General features: G+C 72.2%; 18 protein-coding genes and 1 pseudogene. 7 read left to right on the top strand and 12 right to left on the bottom strand.

Annotated features, from left to right (window positions below):
- A partial coding sequence (locus DY218_RS06860) for a hypothetical protein (RefSeq protein WP_128555017.1) occupies positions 1–288 on the top strand: 288 nt, incomplete at its 5' end.
- 97 nt (positions 289–385) lie between these two features.
- Here DY218_RS06860 and DY218_RS06855 read toward each other — a convergent pair.
- From DY218_RS06855 to deoC, 3 genes are read right to left on the bottom strand one after another with little or no spacing between them, the layout of a single operon-like run.
- Complete coding sequence (locus DY218_RS06855) at positions 386–1,303, bottom strand: aldehyde dehydrogenase family protein (protein ID WP_128555016.1); 918 nt, start codon at positions 1,301–1,303, stop codon at positions 386–388.
- Positions 1,300–2,760 (bottom strand): aldehyde dehydrogenase family protein, encoded by a 1,461-nt coding sequence (locus DY218_RS06850; RefSeq protein WP_128555015.1) that lies wholly within the window; start codon positions 2,758–2,760, stop codon positions 1,300–1,302. Before DY218_RS06850 ends, DY218_RS06855 begins: the two co-directional genes overlap by 4 nt.
- Positions 2,761–2,765: 5 nt before the next feature.
- On the bottom strand, positions 2,766–3,755 hold the full coding sequence (gene deoC, locus DY218_RS06845; protein ID WP_128555019.1) for a deoxyribose-phosphate aldolase: 990 nt from the start codon (positions 3,753–3,755) through the stop codon (positions 2,766–2,768).
- A gap of 184 nt (positions 3,756–3,939) precedes the next feature.
- On the opposite strand from deoC, the gene DY218_RS06840 reads away from it, so the two are divergent.
- Positions 3,940–4,578, top strand: a complete 639-nt coding sequence (locus DY218_RS06840) for a PH domain-containing protein (protein ID WP_128555014.1) — start codon at positions 3,940–3,942, stop codon at positions 4,576–4,578.
- 51 nt (positions 4,579–4,629) lie between these two features.
- Positions 4,630–4,875: a hypothetical protein gene (locus DY218_RS06835; RefSeq protein WP_158573988.1), complete on the top strand. Its 246-nt coding sequence runs from the start codon at positions 4,630–4,632 to the stop codon at positions 4,873–4,875.
- 33 nt (positions 4,876–4,908) lie between these two features.
- Here the strand turns inward: DY218_RS06835 and DY218_RS06830 are convergent.
- From DY218_RS06830 to DY218_RS06815, 4 genes and pseudogenes are all read right to left on the bottom strand, one after another.
- Positions 4,909–5,097 (bottom strand): annotated as a pseudogene (locus DY218_RS06830) (phospho-sugar mutase); the annotation flags it as partial.
- A gap of 128 nt (positions 5,098–5,225) precedes the next feature.
- The gene (locus DY218_RS06825; protein ID WP_128555012.1) at positions 5,226–6,905 is read right to left on the bottom strand and encodes a phospho-sugar mutase; all 1,680 of its coding nucleotides are present in this window, start codon (positions 6,903–6,905) and stop codon (positions 5,226–5,228) included.
- Between the two features lie 154 nt (positions 6,906–7,059).
- Entirely contained in the window at positions 7,060–7,884 is an 825-nt protein-coding gene (locus DY218_RS06820; RefSeq protein WP_128555011.1) for a purine-nucleoside phosphorylase, read from the bottom strand.
- Between the two features lie 294 nt (positions 7,885–8,178).
- Positions 8,179–8,616 (bottom strand): gamma-glutamylcyclotransferase, encoded by a 438-nt coding sequence (locus tag DY218_RS06815; RefSeq protein WP_128555010.1) that lies wholly within the window; start codon positions 8,614–8,616, stop codon positions 8,179–8,181.
- Between the two features lie 98 nt (positions 8,617–8,714).
- Between DY218_RS06815 and DY218_RS06810 the strand changes: the two genes are divergently transcribed.
- The 3 genes from DY218_RS06810 to DY218_RS06800 all read left to right on the top strand — a co-directional run bounded on the left by DY218_RS06810 (position 8,715) and on the right by DY218_RS06800 (position 11,980).
- Positions 8,715–10,163, top strand: a complete 1,449-nt coding sequence (locus tag DY218_RS06810) for an NAD(P)H-quinone dehydrogenase (RefSeq protein ID WP_128555009.1) — start codon at positions 8,715–8,717, stop codon at positions 10,161–10,163.
- Positions 10,164–10,328: 165 nt separating this feature from the next.
- A complete protein-coding gene (locus tag DY218_RS06805) occupies positions 10,329–11,306 on the top strand; it encodes a DeoR/GlpR family DNA-binding transcription regulator (protein ID WP_128555008.1) in 978 nt (325 codons plus the stop codon).
- A 101-nt stretch (positions 11,307–11,407) separates the two neighbouring features.
- Positions 11,408–11,980, top strand: coding sequence for a Uma2 family endonuclease (locus tag DY218_RS06800; protein ID WP_128555007.1), 573 nt, complete (start codon positions 11,408–11,410; stop codon positions 11,978–11,980).
- Positions 11,981–11,984: 4 nt separating this feature from the next.
- Here the strand turns inward: DY218_RS06800 and DY218_RS06795 are convergent, their stop codons facing one another.
- Together DY218_RS06795 and DY218_RS06790 are read right to left on the bottom strand one after the other, a co-directional pair.
- Positions 11,985–12,545 (bottom strand): TetR/AcrR family transcriptional regulator, encoded by a 561-nt coding sequence (locus DY218_RS06795; protein WP_128555018.1) that lies wholly within the window; start codon positions 12,543–12,545, stop codon positions 11,985–11,987.
- Positions 12,546–12,742: 197 nt separating this feature from the next.
- Positions 12,743–14,515 (bottom strand): acetyl/propionyl/methylcrotonyl-CoA carboxylase subunit alpha, encoded by a 1,773-nt coding sequence (locus DY218_RS06790; RefSeq protein ID WP_128555006.1) that lies wholly within the window; start codon positions 14,513–14,515, stop codon positions 12,743–12,745.
- A gap of 409 nt (positions 14,516–14,924) precedes the next feature.
- On the opposite strand from DY218_RS06790, the gene DY218_RS06785 reads away from it, so the two are divergent.
- Positions 14,925–15,392, top strand: coding sequence for a hypothetical protein (locus tag DY218_RS06785; RefSeq protein ID WP_128555005.1), 468 nt, complete (start codon positions 14,925–14,927; stop codon positions 15,390–15,392).
- 9 nt (positions 15,393–15,401) lie between these two features.
- Here DY218_RS06785 and DY218_RS06780 read toward each other — a convergent pair whose 3' ends face one another.
- From DY218_RS06780 to DY218_RS06775, 3 genes are all read right to left on the bottom strand, one after another.
- Positions 15,402–16,025, bottom strand: a complete 624-nt coding sequence (locus DY218_RS06780) for a nucleoside triphosphate pyrophosphatase (RefSeq protein ID WP_128555004.1) — start codon at positions 16,023–16,025, stop codon at positions 15,402–15,404.
- A 47-nt stretch (positions 16,026–16,072) separates the two neighbouring features.
- Positions 16,073–16,201, bottom strand: a complete 129-nt coding sequence (gene mmpB / locus DY218_RS35585; protein ID WP_267899365.1) for a morphogenic membrane protein MmpB — start codon at positions 16,199–16,201, stop codon at positions 16,073–16,075.
- A 48-nt stretch (positions 16,202–16,249) separates the two neighbouring features.
- The coding region (locus DY218_RS06775) for a serine hydrolase domain-containing protein (protein WP_147336123.1) at positions 16,250–17,294 on the bottom strand (1,045 nt) is incomplete at its 5' end.

The following is a 17,294-nucleotide window of genomic DNA, read 5'->3' as shown; positions in this document are numbered from 1 at the left end:
CCCGCCGAGCAGGCCGCCGGGGCCTCGGCGCCGGACGCGATGGAGCCCGGCGCGGCCGCCGCGGCGGGCCTGCAGAGCGCGGTGGGCAACGGCCTCGCCCCGGCCACCGACCTCCAGCTGAACCCGCTGGCGAACACGGCGGTCGACCCGCTGAACAACGCGGTCGGCACCCAGATCGCCGACTTCAAGCCGCTGTCCACGGAGCTCGTGACGGGGCCGCTCGCCCGCGGCGCCGCGCTGAGCGACCTGCCGGTCGCCGGTCAGGTCACCGGCCTGCTGCCGGGCTGACGACGGCGGCTCGTACGGGGCGAGGCCCCGCCACCCGGGAAGGGCGGCGGGGCCTCGTCAACGCGCAGGCGCAGCGCGCCGGTTGACGGCGTCCGGCTCAGTACCCCGAGCCGGAGGCGCCGAGCGACCCCGTCGGGTGCCACACCGTCTTGGTCTCCAGGAAGGCCGTCAGGCGGTGGGTGCCCGGGTCGGCCGCGAGATCCACAGGCTGTGGACGCAGGACGCGCTTGAGGTTCTCCGCGGCCGCCGCCTCCAGATCGCGGGCCAGGTCCGCGTCCTCGGCGCCGGTCAGATCGATCGCGTTGACGTCCTGGTGCGCGGCGAGCGGCGCGGCGATCTCCGCCGTACGTCCGGACAGGACGTTCACCACACCGCCCGGCAGATCGGAGGTGGCGAGCACCTCGGACAGCGAGAGGGCGGGCAGCGGGGCGCGCTCGGAGGCCACCAGGACCGCCGTGTTGCCCGTGGCGATCACCGGTGCGAGGACCGAGACGAGCCCGAGGAACGAGGACTCCTGCGGCGCGAGCACCGCGACCACACCGGTCGGCTCCGGCGAGGAGAGATTGAAGTACGGGCCGGCCACCGGATTCGCGGCGCCCGCCACCTGCGCGATCTTGTCGGTCCAGCCCGCGTACCAGACCCAGCGGTCGATCGCCGCGTCCACCTGCGCCGCCGCCTTGGACTTCGACAGGCCCTCGGCCTCGGCCACTTCGCGTGCGAACTGGTCGCGGCGGCCCTCCAGCATCTCCGCGATCCGGTACAGGATCTGCCCGCGCAGATACGCGGTCGCCCCCGCCCAGCCGCCGAAGGCCTTGCGCGCGGCGACCACCGCGTCGCGGGCGTCCTTGCGGGACGCCTGCGGGGCGTTCGCCAGCCAGTTGCCCTTCGCGTCACTCACCTCGTACACCCGGCCGCTCTCGCTGCGGGGGAACTTGCCGCCCACGTACAGCTTGTAGGTCTTCAGTACGCCGAGCCGTGCCGCCCGTGCGGTGTCCGTGCTGCTCTTGCTGCTCATCGCTCGCCCTCCCGGCCGGACGTGGAGAGGTACGCCCCGAGGCCGTGCCGGCCGCCCTCGCGGCCGAAGCCCGACTCCTGGTAGCCGCCGAACGGCGAGGTCGGGTCGAACTTGTTGAAGGTGTTGGCCCACACCACACCGGCACGGAGCCGGTCGGCGACCGCAAGGATCCGCGAGCCCTTCTCGGTCCAGATGCCGGCGGAGAGCCCGTACGGAGTGTTGTTCGCCTTGGCGACGGCCTCCTCGGGCGTACGGAAGGTGAGCACCGAGAGCACCGGGCCGAAGATCTCGTCCCGGGCGACCGTGTGCGCCTGGGTGACGCCGGTGAAGAGGGTCGGCGCGAACCAGTAGCCCGCGGACGGGAGTTCGCACGGCGCGGACCAGCGCTCCGCGCCCTCCGCCTCGCCGGTCTCGACGAGCGCGGTGATACGGGACAGCTGCTCCGCCGAGTTGATGGCGCCGATGTCGGTGTTCTTGTCCAGCGGATCGCCGAGCCGCAGCGTCGACAGACGCCGCTTGAGCGCGTCAAGCACCTCCTCCTGGACCGACTCCTGTACGAGGAGCCGGGATCCGGCGCAGCAGACCTGGCCCTGGTTGAAGAAGATGCCGCTGACGATGCCCTCGACGGCCTGGTCGACCGGGGCGTCGTCGAAGACGATGTTGGCGCCCTTGCCGCCGAGTTCGAGCGTGAGGCGCTTGCCGGTGCCGGCGAGCGTCCGGGCGATCTCCTTGCCCACCGCCGTCGACCCGGTGAAGGCGACCTTGTCGACACCCTCGTGCGCGGTCAGGGCCGCGCCCGCATCGCCGTACCCGGGAAGGATGTTGACGACGCCCTTCGGCAGCCCGGCCTGGCGGCAGATGTCCGCGAAGAACAGGGCGGAGAGCGGGGTGGTCTCGGCGGGCTTCAGCACCACCGTGTTGCCCGCGGCGAGCGCCGGGGCGATCTTCCACGCGAGCATCAGCAGCGGGAAGTTCCACGGGATGACCTGGCCCGCGACGCCCAACGGCCGCGGATCCGGGCCGAACCCGGCGTGCTCGAGCTTGTCCGCCCAGCCCGCGTAGTAGAAGAAGTGCGCGGCGACGAGCGGGAGATCGGCGTCGCGGGTCTCGCGGATCGGCTTGCCGTTGTCCAGGGTCTCCAGGACGGCCAGCTCACGCGAGCGCTCCTGGATGATCCGGGCGATCCGGAAGAGATACTTGGCGCGCTCGGCGCCCGGAAGTGCGGACCAGCCGGTGAACGCCCTGCGGGCGGCGCGCACCGCACGGTCGACGTCCTCGGTGCCGGCCTGTGCGACCTCGGAGAGCACCTCCTCGGTCGCCGGGGACACCGACTTGAAGACCTTGCCGTCGGCGGCTTCGGTGAACTCGCCGTCGATGAAGAGGCCGTACGAGGGCGCGATGTCGACGACCGAGCGGGACTCGGGTGCGGGTGCGTAGTCGAATGCCGTGCTTGCCATGGTGATCAGTCCACCGTCACGTAATCGGGGCCGGAGTAGCGGCCGGTGGCCAGCTTCTGACGCTGCATCAGCAGATCGTTGAGCAGGCTGGAGGCGCCGAAGCGGAACCAGCGGTTGTCCAGCCAGTCCTCGCCCGCGGTCTCGTTGACCAGGACGAGGAACTTCACCGCGTCCTTGGAGGTACGGATGCCGCCGGCCGGCTTCACGCCGACCTGCACGCCGGTCCGCTCGCGGAAGTCGCGTACGGCCTGGAGCATGAGCAGGGTGTTGGCGGGGGTGGCGTTGACCCCGACCTTCCCCGTCGACGTCTTGATGAAGTCCGCCCCCGCGATCATCCCGAGCCAGCTGGCCCGCCGGATGTTGTCGTACGTCGACAGCTCGCCGGTCTCGAAGATCACCTTCAACCGGGCGTCGCCGGAGGCCTCCTTCACGGCGCGGATCTCCTCGTACACCTTGAGGTAGTTGCCGGCCAGGAAGGCGCCGCGGTCGATGACCATGTCCACCTCGTCGGCGCCCGCGTCGACCGCGTCCCGTACGTCCGCGAGCTTCACGCCGAGGGCGGCGCGGCCGGCCGGGAAGGCGGTGGCGACGGAGGCCACCTTCACGCCGGAGCCGGCCACGGCCTCCTTCGCCGTCGCGACCATGTCCGGGTAGACGCAGACGGCGGCGGTACGGGGGGTCTCGCGGTCGGTGGGGTCCGGGTGGACGGCCTTCGCGCCGAGCGATCCGACCTTGCCCGGGGTGTCGGCGCCCTCCAGGGTCGTCAGGTCGATCATCGAGATGGCCAGATCGATGGCGTACGCCTTGGCCGACGTCTTGATCGAACGCGTCCCGAGGGCGGCGGCCCGCGCCTCCAGGCCCACGGCGTCCACGCCGGGGAGCCCGTGCAGAAACGCGCGGAGCGCGTGGTTCGACGCGGTGGCGTCGGTGAACGACGCGGCCGGGTCGGTGGATGCGGGCGACGCTGGCGCGTCTGCGGGTGGGGTGTTGGGCATGCTCACGAGCTGAGCATATCTACGCGCGTAGTCGCTTGTACAGGGGTCCACCGGGCATCCCCCAGCCCGTCCGGCGCTTGAGGACAAGGCCGCCAGGCCGGGCCTGTGAACCGGATCCACAGCGCAGCGCAGCTTGGGACACCCGGCACCCTGCCGTGAGGCAACATGCGGCAGAATCGGGGCTATGACGAGCCCCGATCCTGCCCCCGCCGAGACGCCCTACGCCGACCGCGTCTTCCGGTCGGGCGCCGGCATCGCCGGCGGCGTGCTGCTGCTCGCGCTCGCGGCCTGGCTCGGCGGTGACGCGCTGATCCGCGGCGAGGGCCGCACACCCTGGTTCGCCCTCGCGGGCCTCGTCCTCGCCGTGCCGCTGGTCGTCGCGTACACGGTGCGCCCCGCGGTGTACGTCAACACCGAACGCCTCAAGATCCGCAACCCGTTCCGTACGATCACGCTGCCCTGGGCCTCCGTCGAGACACTCCGCTCCGGATACTCCAGCGAGGTCTTCACCACGGGCGGCGACAAGTACCAGCTCTGGGCGATCCCGGTCTCCCTGCGCGCCCGCAAGCGCGCGGCCCGCCGCCAGATGCAGGCCTCGCTCGACGACCCGAACGCCCGCACCCCGCTGCTGCAGACCGGCCGCAACTCCGGCCCCACCCGGGCCCCTTCCGACCAGGCGCTCGACGATCTGCGCGAGCTCGCCGAACTGCACGCCGAGGACTCCGCCGCCCAGGGCGAGCCGGTCGTCCGCTGGGCCTACGAGATCATGGCCCCGGTCGTCGCGGGCGCGATCCTGCTCGCGGTCCTCTTCGCCGTCGGCTGACCCCGGCACCGCCTCGGGATCCGGCGCCGTACGACGCCGCGGCCGTCCCTCGTGCCGCCGGAGGCGGCGGCGCGTGCGGCCCGTACGTCGGCCGGCCTGGTGTCGATCCGCTTGGCCGACGCGGCCGCCGTCGCAGGTGACGGTCCGCGGTCCGTGCGCGGCGAGCAGTACACGGCGGCGGCCGGCGGCGAGCCCGCGGCCCTGGTGCACGAGGTGCCGCCGCTGGACGCCGCCGTTCCCGAGCACCGGAGGACGGCCGCGGTCGAGCTCTCGGGCGGGATCGTCCGCACGCCGTAGGACACTCGGGATGCCGGCACCGGTGCGGGCCCGTCAGAGGCCCGCTGCCTTCGACAGGTCCTGCTTGATCGCGGCGATGCGGGACTGTGCCGTGGCGCGGGCCTCGGTCACCCGGGTGGTGTCCGAGACCGGTACCACCACCTCGAGATAGCACTTGAGCTTGGGCTCGGTGCCGCTGGGGCGGAGTACGACGCGGGCGCCGTACGAGGCCGCGGCGGTCGGCCGTGCCGCGGGGGTCGGTCAGGGCGGACTCGGTGAAGCTCGGGCGCGGGCGAGGTCTGTGGTGCCGGGTGGTGTACGCCGGAGGGCAGGCTCGTGCTCTTGGCGCTGTGCGGGGCGCCCGGGGTTCGTCAGAGGCCCGCTGCCTTCGACAGGTCCTGCTTGATCGTGGCGATGCGGGACTGTGCCGTGGCGCGGGCCTCGGTCACCCGGGTGGTGTCCGAGACCGGTACCACCACCTCGAGATAGCACTTGAGCTTGGGCTCGGTGCCGCTGGGGCGGACCACGACGCGGGCGCCGTCGAGCGTGTAGCGCAGGCCGTCCGTGGGAGGCAGTTCCTGGGAGCCGTCGGTGAGGTCGTCGGTGCGGGTGACCGGCAGACCGCCGAGAGCGGTCGGCGGGTGTTCGCGGAGCCGCTTCATCGCATCGGCGATCAGGGACAGGTCGTCGACCCGCACCGACAGCTGGTCCGTGGCGTGCAGGCCGTGCTCGACGGCGAGTTCGTCCAGGAGGTCGGTGAGGCCGCGGCCCTCCGCCTTGAGCCCGGCGGCCAGTTCGGCGACGAGCAGGGCCGCGGTGATGCCGTCCTTGTCCCGTACGCCGGCGGGGTCCACGCAGTACCCGAGCGCCTCCTCGTACGCGTATCGCAGGCCGTCCGCGCGGGCCAGCCACTTGAAGCCGGTGAGCGTCTCGGTGTAGCCGAGGCCGGCCGCGGCGGCGATGCGGCCGAGCAGGGACGAGGACACGATCGTGGTGGCGAAGGTGCCGCGGGCGCCCTTGCGGACCAGGTGGGTGGCGAGCAGCGCGCCCACCTCGTCGCCGCGCAGCATCCGCCAGCCGGCCGGAGCCGAGGCGTCCGGTACGGCCACGGCGCAGCGGTCCGCGTCGGGGTCGTTGGCAAGCACGAGGTCGGGCGCGGTACGGGCGGCCGTGGCGAAGGCCAGGTCCATCGCGCCGGGCTCCTCCGGGTTCGGGAAGGAGACCGTGGGGAAGTCCGGGTCGGGGTCGGCCTGTTCGGCGACGACGGCCGGGGCCGGGAAGCCGGCGCGGGTGAAGGCGGCGGTCAGGGTGGCGGCGCCGACGCCGTGCAGGGGTGTGTAGACCACCTTCAGCTCGCGCGGCGAGTCCGGCGTGAGGACGTCCGTGGCCCGTGCGAGATACGCCTCGACCACCGAGTCGTCGAGGGTCTCCCAGCCGCCGTCCGGGAGCGGGACGCCGGCCAGCGGGCCGACCGCCGCGATCTCGGCGGCGATCTCGGCGTCCGCGGGCGGCACGATCTGGGAGCCGCCGGCGTCGGCGTCCGCGCCGAGCGCCGCCCCGCCCAGGTACACCTTGTAGCCGTTGTCCCGCGGCGGGTTGTGGCTGGCGGTCACCTCGACGCCGGCCACCGCGCCGAGGTGGCGTACGGCGAAGGCGAGGACGGGAGTGGGCAGCGGGCGCGGCAGCACGGCCGCGCGCAGGCCGGCGCCCGTCAGCACGGCCGCGGTGTCGCGGGCGAAGTCGGCCGACTTGTAGCGGGCGTCGTAGCCGATGACGACGAGGCCGCCCGCGTGACCCTGCTCGGTCAGATACGCCGCGAGGCCGGCCGCGGCGCGGATGACCACCGCGCGGTTCATCCGCATCGGGCCCGCGCCCAGCTCGCCGCGGAGTCCCGCGGTGCCGAACTGCAGGGTCCCGGCGAACCGTTCGGACAGCTCGGTGACGTCGCCCGCCTCGACGAGGGCCGCCAGCTCCTGCCGGGTGCCCGGGTCGGGGTCCTCGGCCAGCCAGGCCTCGGCCCGGGCGATCAGGTCGTCCTGCGCGTCCTGCACGTCGTACAGCCTCTCGTCGTGTGTCTGCGTCCGCGGCCGCCGCCGCGCGCTGCCGCTCCGGTCACCAGTGTCGGGCCGCGGGGGCCGGCCCGCCGCAGGGCACGGCGGCGCGGCGACGTCCGCGCGCCGCCCCGTACCCCTGCGTCCGGGTGGCTCAGATGCGGCCGAGGACCTGGGCGAGCAGCGAACCCATCCGGGCCGCGGAGTCCCGGCCGGCCTGCAGGACCTCTTCGTGGTTCAGCGGTTCGCCGGTCATGCCGGCGGCCAGATTGGTGACCAGGGAGAGGCCGAGCACCTCGGCGCCGGCCTCACGGGCGGCGATCGCCTCGAGCACGGTGGACATGCCGACCAGGTCGGCGCCGATCGTCCGGGCCATCCGGATCTCGGCCGGCGTCTCGTAGTGCGGCCCGGGGAACTGGGCGTAGACGCCCTCCTCCAGGCTCGGGTCGACCTCCTTGCACAGGGCGCGCAGGCGGGGGGAGTAGAGGTCGGTGAGGTCCACGAAATTCGCGCCGACGATCGGGGAGGTGGCCGTCAGATTGATGTGGTCGCTGATCAGCACCGGCTGGCCCGGGCGCATGCCCTCGCGCAGGCCGCCGCAGCCGTTGGTCAGGACGATGGTCTTGCAGCCGGCGGCGACGGCGGTACGCACCCCGTGCGCGACGGCGGCGACACCGCGGCCCTCGTAGTAGTGCGTACGCCCGAGGAAGACGAGGGAACGCTTCTCCCCGGTCCGGTACGAGCGGAGCTTGCCGCCGTGGCCCTCGACCGCGGGCGGCGGGAAGCCGGGCAGCTCGGTGACCGGGAACTCGGCGACGGGCTCGCCCAGTGCGTCGACGGCGGGGGCCCAGCCCGAGCCCATCACCAGGGCCACGTCGTGGGCGTCGATGCCGGTGAGCTCGCGCAGGCGGGCCGCGGCGGCGTCGGCGTGCGCGTAGGGATCGGCGCCGGCCATGTCCGGGATAACAGAAGCGTTCACGCGGTCGAGGGTAGCGGCTCCGGGCCTACGCGCGTAGACGCGGGTGAGACAAACTCCCCCCAGCCACTTTGGACAAAGACCCAACGGCCCACCCAGCAGGCCCGCAACTCAGCCGGTCCGGCACTCGATGAACGAGTCCGCAGGGCGATCCATCCAGCCGGTCCGGCGCTTGAGGACGAGCCCGGAGGGCGATTATTCAGCCCGTCCGGCGCTTGAGGACAAGGCGCCCAGCGCCGGGGCTGGAAAACCCGACCACACCCCAACCGGCACCCGGCAGCCCCAGAAGGGAAACCCTCAACAGGGCCGCTTCCGCAACTCCATGACGTAGTCATGCGGCGCTCCGGCAGACTCCGCCGCATCCGCGATCTCCCCCAGATACCGCGCGGACGGCAGCCCGCCCTCGTACCCGTTGAGGACGTAGACCCACGCCGGCAGCTCCCCCTCGAGCGTCTCCACGCGCACCCGCATCCGCCGGTATATGTCGAGCCCGACACCCTCCCAGCGGTCCATCGAGTCCTGGTCGAGCGGGGCGATGTCGTACAGCGTCACGAAGACCTGCGAGCGGGGCGCCTCCACGACCGTGGCGAGTGCGCCCTCCCAGCCCATGTGCTCACCGCCGAACGTCAGCCGCCAGCCGTTGAGCCAGCCCGTGGCACGCAGCGGCGAATGCGGGGCGCGGCGGGACATGAGCCGCGCGTCGAGATTGCCGGCGTACGCGGCGTAGAGCGACATGTGACCGAGGGTACGGCAGGGACCCACCGCGTTCGCGCCGTCCGGCACCCCGCACGGATGCCGCCCCCGCCGCGAATCACGTTGAAGCGTGCGGGACAATGGAGTACGTGACTCGGATCGTGATCATCGGTGGCGGACCCGGCGGATACGAAGCGGCCCTGGTGGCGGCTCAACTCGGCGCGGAGGTGACCGTCGTCGACTGCGACGGACTCGGCGGGGCATCGGTGCTGACCGACTGCGTACCGTCGAAGACCCTGATCGCCACGGCCGAGGTGATGACGACCTTCGACTCCAGCTACGAGGAGCTGGGCATCATCGTCGAGGACGACACCCCGCACGTCGACACCCCGGCCCGCGTCGTCGGCGTCGACCTCGGCAAGGTCAACCGCCGCGTGAAGCGCCTCGCACTCGCCCAGTCCCACGACATCACCGCTTCCGTGACCCGCGCCGGCGCCCGTGTGATGCGCGGCCGCGGCCGGCTCGACGGACTGCAGGCCGCGGACGGATCCCGCAAGGTCATCGTGCGCGCCGCCGACGGCAGCGAGGAGACGCTCACCGCGGACGCCGTCCTGATCTCCACCGGCGGCCACCCGCGCGAGATCCCCGACGCCCTGCCGGACGGCGAGCGCATCCTCAACTGGACTCAGGTCTACGACCTCGACGAGCTGCCCGAGGAGCTCATCGTGGTCGGATCCGGCGTCACGGGCGCCGAGTTCGCCGGCGCGTACCAGGCGCTCGGCTCCCGGGTCACGCTCGTCTCGTCCCGCGACCGCGTGCTGCCCGGCGAGGACCCGGACGCGGCCGCCGTGCTGGAGGACGTGTTCCGGCGCCGCGGGATGAACGTGATGGCGCGCTCCCGTGCCGCCTCCGCCAAGCGGGTCGGCGACCGCGTCGAGGTGACGCTCTCGGACGGCCGGGTGATCTCCGGTTCACACTGTCTGATGGCGGTCGGCGCGATCCCCAACAGCGAGGGCATGGGCCTGGAGGAGGCCGGCGTACGGCTCAAGGAGTCGGGCCACATCTGGACCGACAAGGTCTCGCGCACCAGCGCCCCCGGTGTGTACGCGGCCGGTGACGTGACCGGCGTCTTCGCGCTCGCCTCGGTCGCCGCGATGCAGGGCCGGATCGCGATGTACCACTTCCTCGGTGACGCGGTGCAGCCGCTGGACCTGAAGACGGTCTCGTCGAACGTCTTCACCGACCCGGAGATCGCCACCGTCGGCTACACCCAGGCCGATGTCGACGGCGACAAGATCGACGCACGGATGGTGAAGCTGCCGCTGCTCCGCAATCCGCGGGCCAAGATGCAGGGTATCCGCGACGGGTTCGTCAAGATCTTCTGCCGCCCCGGCACCGGCATCGTGGTCGGCGGCGTGGTCGTCGCGCCCCGTGCCTCGGAGCTGATCCACCCCATCTCGATCGCGGTCGACAACAATCTGACGGTGGAACAGATCGCAAATGCGTTCACCGTGTACCCGTCCCTGTCGGGATCGATCGCCGAGGTGGCCCGGCAGCTGCACACCCGCAAGACCGCGGGCGAGGTCTGAGGGGCCCGATGGTCCCTGGTGGCGGCCGGGGTGACGTGGCCGCGTAACACCCCACTGTTTCACGGGAGTTCGCCTATACCACTTCCCGGTCCGCGATGCGAACAATTTCCGTTGGTCGGCGCAAACTGCTGAAAGCAGACGGTCGTTGGGGTTACTGTCAGTTTCGTGTTCGCTGCAGAACGTCGCCAATTGATCCTCGAAATGGTGCGGGCCAACGGGGCGGTTTCGCTCCGTGAGCTCGCCCGCGTCGTCCAGACCTCAGAAGTGACCGTACGGCGGGACGTGCGGGCACTGGAGGCAGAAGGACTCCTCGACCGCCGGCACGGCGGTGCGGTACTGCCGGGCGGATTCACGCGAGAGTCCGGCTTTCCGCAGAAGTCCCATCTCGCGACCGCCGAGAAGACGGCCATCGCCGATCTCGCCGCGGGCCTCGTCGAAGAGGGCGAGGCCATCGTGGTCGGCGCCGGCACCACGACCCAGGAGCTGGCCCGCCGGCTCGCCCGGGTGCCCGGCCTCACCGTCGTCACCAACTCCCTCCTGGTCGCGCAGGCACTCGCCCATGCGAACCGCGTGGAGGTCGTGATGACCGGCGGGACCCTGCGCGGTTCCAACTACGCCCTGGTGGGCAGCGGTGCCGAGCAGTCCCTGCAGGGCCTGCGCGTCTCCCGCGCCTTCCTGTCCGGGAGCGGCCTGACCGCCGAGCGCGGCCTGTCCACCTCCAACATGCTCTCGGCGAGCGTGGACCGCGCCCTCGTACAGGCCGCGTCCGAGGTGGTGGTCCTGGCCGACCACGGCAAGCTCGGCGCCGACACCATGTTCCAGACGGTGCCGACGGACGTCATCACCCATCTCGTCACCGACGAGCCACCGGTGCACGACGAGCGCGCCGCCACCGAGCTGCAGGCCCTGGCCGACCAGGGGGTGCAGGTCGCGGTGGCCGGTCCCGCCGCGGGCGACCCGGGAGCCGATCCGGCGGGCGATCCCGCCCCGGCGGGACGCCAGTCACGCCGGGACGTGCCCCTGCAGGCCCAGCGCCGGGTCAACCCACCCGGCTCGCCCCCGCAGTTGCGCAGCGCCGCCCACCTCACGGCGGAGACGGCCGCGGGTGAACGAGCCCGCGTGGCAGACCTCCGCAGGCGGTAGGGGGCAGGGAGAGCAAGCCCTCGTCAGGGGCGCCTGTCACACTGGGACGCGGGCCCGGTCGTGTCGTGATCGACCGGCCGCCGATGAGGAGGTGCACGGTGATGACCCTTCCTGCGCTGCACCCGCGTCCCGGCAACTTGCGCGACGTTGCCGAGCAGATTGAGGCATCCACCGGTCTGCAGGTCGAAATCATCGGAGGCAGTCTCGTGATGTCCCGCACCCCGCGGGGCAAGCACGCGGGCACGATCCGCCGTCTGCGCGTGCAGATCGAGGCCCATCTGCCTGCGGACCTCGCGCCGTACGAGATGTCGTCCGTGGCCATGCCGGAAGACTCCGACGATTACGCGACGCCCGATCTTGCAGTCCTTCCCGTGCAGTGGGACGAGGACGACTCCTGGCTCGCCGACCCCCGTGACGTGGCCCTTGCTGTCGAGGTCATCTCGCAGTCCGAGAAAGCGAGGGACATCACCGACAAGAACGGCTGGTACGCCCGTGCCGGCGTCGCCGTACTGCTCGTCCTCGACCCTCGTACCGGCCGCTGGACCCTGCACACGCGCCCCAAGGACGGCGAGTACCGGGGGCGGTTGAACGGTGTCTACGGGGAGCAGGTCGATCTGCCCGCCCCACTGCCGTCACCGGTCCGCACCGAAGAGTTCCCGCTCTACGGATCCTGACCGGTCACGCGGTCCGGCAGTCCGCCGTGATGCCGCGGAGGGTCAGGGTGAGGAGGCGGTCCGCCAGATCGGGGTCGGACGGGGTCTCCTCGGAGGCCAGGGCGATGGCATTGGTGAGCTGGAGAAGGTCACCGATCGTGACGTCCGGGCGTACGGATCCGGCCGCCTGGGCCCGGGCCAGGAGCTCACCGCCCGCCGTACGCAGGGGATTGCTGCAGCGGGCCAGGGCGGACGCCTCGTCCTGGGTCACCGACATCATCGCCCGGGACAGGCCCCGGTACTCGCCCGCGTGCCGGACGACCGCCCGCAGCCAGGTCACCAGGGCCGTGCACGGCCGCGGGTCGTCGAGCAGTGCGCGCGAACGGTCGAGCAGGTCGGCCACCGCCTCCTCGAAGACCGCGCTCATCAGGGCGTGGCGGTTCGGAAAGTGCCGGTAGAGGGTGCCGATGCCGACGCCCGCACTGCGCGCGATCTCCTCCAGGGAGGCGTCCGTGCCCTGCTGCGAGAAGGCGGTGCGGGCGGACTCGAGCAGCCGGCCGTGGTTGCGGCGGGCGTCGGCGCGCATGGTGCGGCCGGGCTCGCCCGCCGCCCGGTCCTCCGCGGATACCGTCACCGCATTCCCGCCTCTCCGTGCCTCGGGCCCGATCGCCCTGGTGGTCCGCTCTCCAGGATGCCACTACCGGATCTGCAGGCCGTACGCCGCAGGGCCCCGCCTCAACTGCCTTGCCCGGCGGGGCCCTTGGAGGGTGCGCGTGCGGTTGATCAGTCCTTGATCTCGCAGATGGCGGCGCCCGCGGTGAGGGAGGCACCGATCTCGGCGGTGAGGCCCTTGACGGTGCCGGAGCGGTGGGCGTTGAGGGGCTGTTCCATCTTCATCGCCTCGAGTACGACGACGAGTTCGCCCTCCTCGACCTGCTGGCCCTCCTCGACGGCGACCTTCACGATGGTGCCCTGCATCGGCGAGGCCAGGGTGTCACCGGAGGCCGCCGGACCCGACTTGCGGGCCGCACGCCGCTTCGGCTTCGCCCCCGCCGCCAGCCCCGTACGGGCCAGGGACATCCCCAGCGACGACGGCAGCGACACCTCGAGGCGCTTGCCGCCGACCTCGACGACCACCGTCTCGCGGTCCGCCTCCTCCTCCGCATCGGTGTCGGTGGCCGCGGCGAACGGCTTGATCTCATTGACGAACTCGGTCTCGATCCACCGGGTGTGCACCGTGAACGGATCGGCGGAGCCGGTTAGTTCGGGAGCGAAGGCCGGATCGGTGACCACCGCACGGTGGAACGGGATCGCGGTCGCCATGCCCTCCACGGTGAACTCCGCCAGCGCACGGGCGGCGCGCTGCAGAGCCTGCTCACGGGAGGCACCGGACACGATCAGCTTCGCGAGCAGCGAGTCCCACGCCGGGCCGATCACACTGCCGGACTCCACACCCGCGTCGAGGCGGACGCCCGGTCCGGACGGCGGGGTGAAGGTGGTCACGGTGCCGGGGGCGGGCAGGAAGTTGCGGCCCGGGTCCTCGCCGTTGATACGGAACTCGAAGGAATGCCCGCGCACCGGAGGGTCGTCGTAGCCGAGCTCCTCGCCGTCGGCGATGCGGAACATCTCGCGGACCAGGTCGAGGCCGGTGACCTCCTCGGTGACCGGGTGCTCCACCTGCAGCCGGGTGTTGACCTCCAGGAAGGAGATCGTGCCGTCCGCGCCGACCAGGAACTCCACGGTGCCGGCGCCGACGTAGCCGGCCTCCTTGAGGATGGCCTTCGAGGCGGCGTACAGCTGCTCGTTCTGCTCCGGCGAGAGGAACGGGGCCGGGGCCTCCTCGACGAGCTTCTGGTGCCGGCGCTGCAGCGAGCAGTCCCGGGTGGAGACCACGACGACATGGCCGTGCTTGTCGGCCAGGCACTGCGTCTCCACGTGCCGCGGCTTGTCCAGATACCGCTCGACGAAGCACTCGCCACGGCCGAAGGCGGCGACCGCCTCACGCACCGCGGAGTCGTACAGCTCCGGGACCTCCTCCAGGGTGCGGGCCACCTTCAACCCGCGCCCGCCGCCACCGAACGCGGCCTTGATCGCGATCGGCAGTCCGTGCTCCTCGGCGAACGCCACGACCTCGTCGGACCCGCTGACCGGGTCCGGCGTGCCGGCCACCAGCGGCGCACCCGCACGCTGCGCGATGTGCCGGGCGGCGACCTTGTCCCCCAGGTCCCGGATCGCGGACGGCGGCGGACCGATCCAGATCAGCCCCGCGTCAAGCACGGCCTGCGCGAACTCGGCGTTCTCGGAGAGGAATCCATAGCCGGGGTGGATCGCGTCGGCGCCCGAGTCCTTCGCCGCGGCGAGGACCTTGCCGATGTCCAGGTAGCTGGTCGCCGGTGTGTCACCGCCCAGGGCGAACGCCTCGTCGGCCGCGCGGACATGCAGCGCATCCCGGTCCGGATCGGCGTAGACCGCCACGCTTCCGATCCCGGCATCCCGGCACGCCCTGGCCACGCGAACAGCGATTTCGCCACGATTGGCGATGAGCACCTTGCGCACGATGACTCCCTCCTTGAGAACAAGCCGATTTTAGGGACTGCCAACACGGCCCCACGACCCGTCCCCAATGGTGAGCTTGCCCACACGGAGCGTGATTCGAGGTTCGCTGGAATCGTGAAATCCCCTGTCGCACCACGGTACGCCGGGTTCTTGACTCGTACAGTAACTCCCCGGTGTGGCCCAGATCTCTGTCGGTCGCGTCCCGGCCTCGGCTCCCCTCTTTGTGGAACCCCTACTAATGGGGGAAGGAAACTTTGCCGTCCGGTGAATCGTCCGGGCGGGCGGCCCCGGAAGGCCCGGCGATCTCCTGTGAAAGCCGGGCCACGAACCCTTGTCCCACCACCTACCGGTTAGTAGCGTGCGCGATGTCTTCAGTACTGGCGGTAACGGCTGGAAGAGGTGGGGCGCCGTGGCGCGCAGACCGGTGGCCCTGGTGGCGGCGATCGTGCTCTTCGGTGAGGCGGTCGGCATCGTGATGCTGCACTGGATCCTCGGAACCGTGGTCGACAACCAGTCGATGTCGCTCGCCGGCCTCGACCCGGACGCGATGTCCCTGTCCACCCGCATCATGGGCTTCGCCTTCGGCCTCTACCTGGCGTGCTGCGGGGTGCTGCTGCTGCGCGCCGCGCTCAAGGACCGGGCGCCCGGCCGCTTCCCGCGGATCCTGCTCATCGCCGCCGCGGTGGTGCACGGGGTGCTCGGCGCGCTCTGCGTGGGCCTCGTCGGCTGGACCGCCTTCGCGGGCCTGATGGTGGTGCTCGGACTGATCGTGTTCAGCCTGGTCTGCTACCCGCCCGAGAGCGACGGGTCCGCACCGTCCGACCGGCCCGCGCAGGGCGCGGGGAACGGCGGCGGCGCGGCGCCCGCCGCGGCCTGACGGCCCGGCTCAGGAGGCCGAACCGGCCGGCTCCCACAGCTCGGTGATCGACACCCCGAGCTCGGCGAGCAGCGTGCGCAGCAGCGGCAGCGAGAGCCCGATCACCGTCCCGTGGTTGCCCTCGATGCCGTCCACGAACGGTGCCGAACGACCGTCGAGGGTGAACGCGCCCGCCACGTGCAGCGGTTCACCACTCGCCACGTACGCCGCGATCTCCGCGTCCGTGGGCTCGCCGAAGTGCACCGTGGTGGACGCGGTGGCGGCGGCCCGGCGCCCGCTCGCGGTGTCGATCACGCACTGGCCGGTCTGCAGGATGCCGGACCGGCCGCGCATCGCCTTCCAGCGTGCGGTGGCCTCCTCGGCGTCCGCGGGCTTCCCGAGCGCCTCGCCGTCCAGCTCCAGGACCGAGTCGCAGCCGACGACCAGGGCCCCGGCGGCCTCGTCCCGTGCGGCGACGGCGGCGGCCTTGGCCTCGGCGAGCACCCGGGCCAGCTCGCCCGGACCCGGCGCGGTCAGCGCGTCCTCGTCGACGCCGCTCACGATCACCTGCGGGGCGAGACCGGCCTGCCGGAGCAGCCCGAGCCGGGCCGGGGACTGCGAAGCGAGGACGAGGCGGCGGGGCTGGGGTGTCATGCGGTGCAGCCTAGGACAAGCCCCAGGGGGGGGCGTACGGGGCGGGGTCAGTGGAGGCCGAGCACGAACATCGCGAGGACCATGGCGAGAGCGACGACGAGCCCCGCGCGGCGGAGCATGGCCTGGGTCTCGCGCACCTCCCGATTCGGCTCGTTGTCGGGGTCGGACCAGAGCATGCGACCGATGGTGCCGCGCGGACGCCCGGAGCGCCTGAGTACGCGTACTCAACTGTTCCCGTCCCGTGCCCGTTCCAGGAGGCCCTCCGTGACGGCGCCGGCTCGCTCCTCCAGATCCCAACTCCCCTTGCGCTGTACGTGATTGGTCACCCAGAACACCATGGTGCCGTCGCGCGGGGCGCGGGCGAGCAGGGCCAGTGACCAGCCGTTGCCGCCGTCGTGCCAGGTGAGCGGGCCCTCGGGGGTGTCACGGACGTTCCAGCCGTAGCCGTACGAGTCGTCGGAGTCGGGGACGCGGACCCGCGGGGCGAGGAGCCGCGCGCGGGCGGCGGCCGGCAGGATCCGGTCACCGGTGAGGGCCCGGTGCCAGGCGAACAGGTCGGGGGCGGTGGAGAGCATGCCGCCGTTTCCGCGCAGATTCCAGTACGGGCCGTCCGCCGCCCACGGGTGGTCGAAGGGCCTGCCCTTGCTGCGGCCGCGGCTGTCGTACTCGACCGCGATCAGCTCGCGGGGCCGGCGGGCCTGCAGATATCCGGTGTGCTTCATCCCGGCCGGTGCGAACAAGTGGCGGACCAGGAACGGCTCGTAGTCCTCGCCGGAGGCCTCCTCGATGATCGCGGCGAGCAGGCTGTATCCGGTGTTGGAGTAGTGGAACTCCTTGCCGGGGCGGGAGTCGAGCCCGGAGGCGAGCGCCTTGCGTATCAACTGGCCCCGGGTGAGCGGGGCGTAGTCGTCGCCGAGCGATTCGGGCAGGCCCGAGGTGTGGGTGAGCAGGTGCTCGACGGTGATGCCGCGCTTGTCCGCGGGCACCGGGCCGAGGAACCGGCTGATCGGATCGCTCACCCGGAGCCGGCCGAGGAGCTCGAGCTTGAGGACGGCGGCCGCGGTGAACTGCTTGGTGAGCGACATGATGTCGTACGACGTGTCGCAGCTCGCCGGGCGGCCGGCGGCGCGGTCCGCCGCCCCGAAGCCTCCGCAGTACAGGAGCCGGCCGCCCCGGACGGCGAGCGCGGTGCCGCCGGTGCCCCGGGGCAGGGCGCGTCCGAGGAAGGCGGCGACGGTCTCCGCGTCCCGGCCGCGGGCCGCGCCGGAG

The sequence above is a fragment of the Streptomyces triticagri genome, from assembly GCF_003429565.1.
In the GTDB taxonomy this organism is placed as follows: domain Bacteria; phylum Actinomycetota; class Actinomycetes; order Streptomycetales; family Streptomycetaceae; genus Streptomyces; species Streptomyces triticagri.
This window is presented reverse-complemented; position numbering and strand designations above follow the sequence as displayed.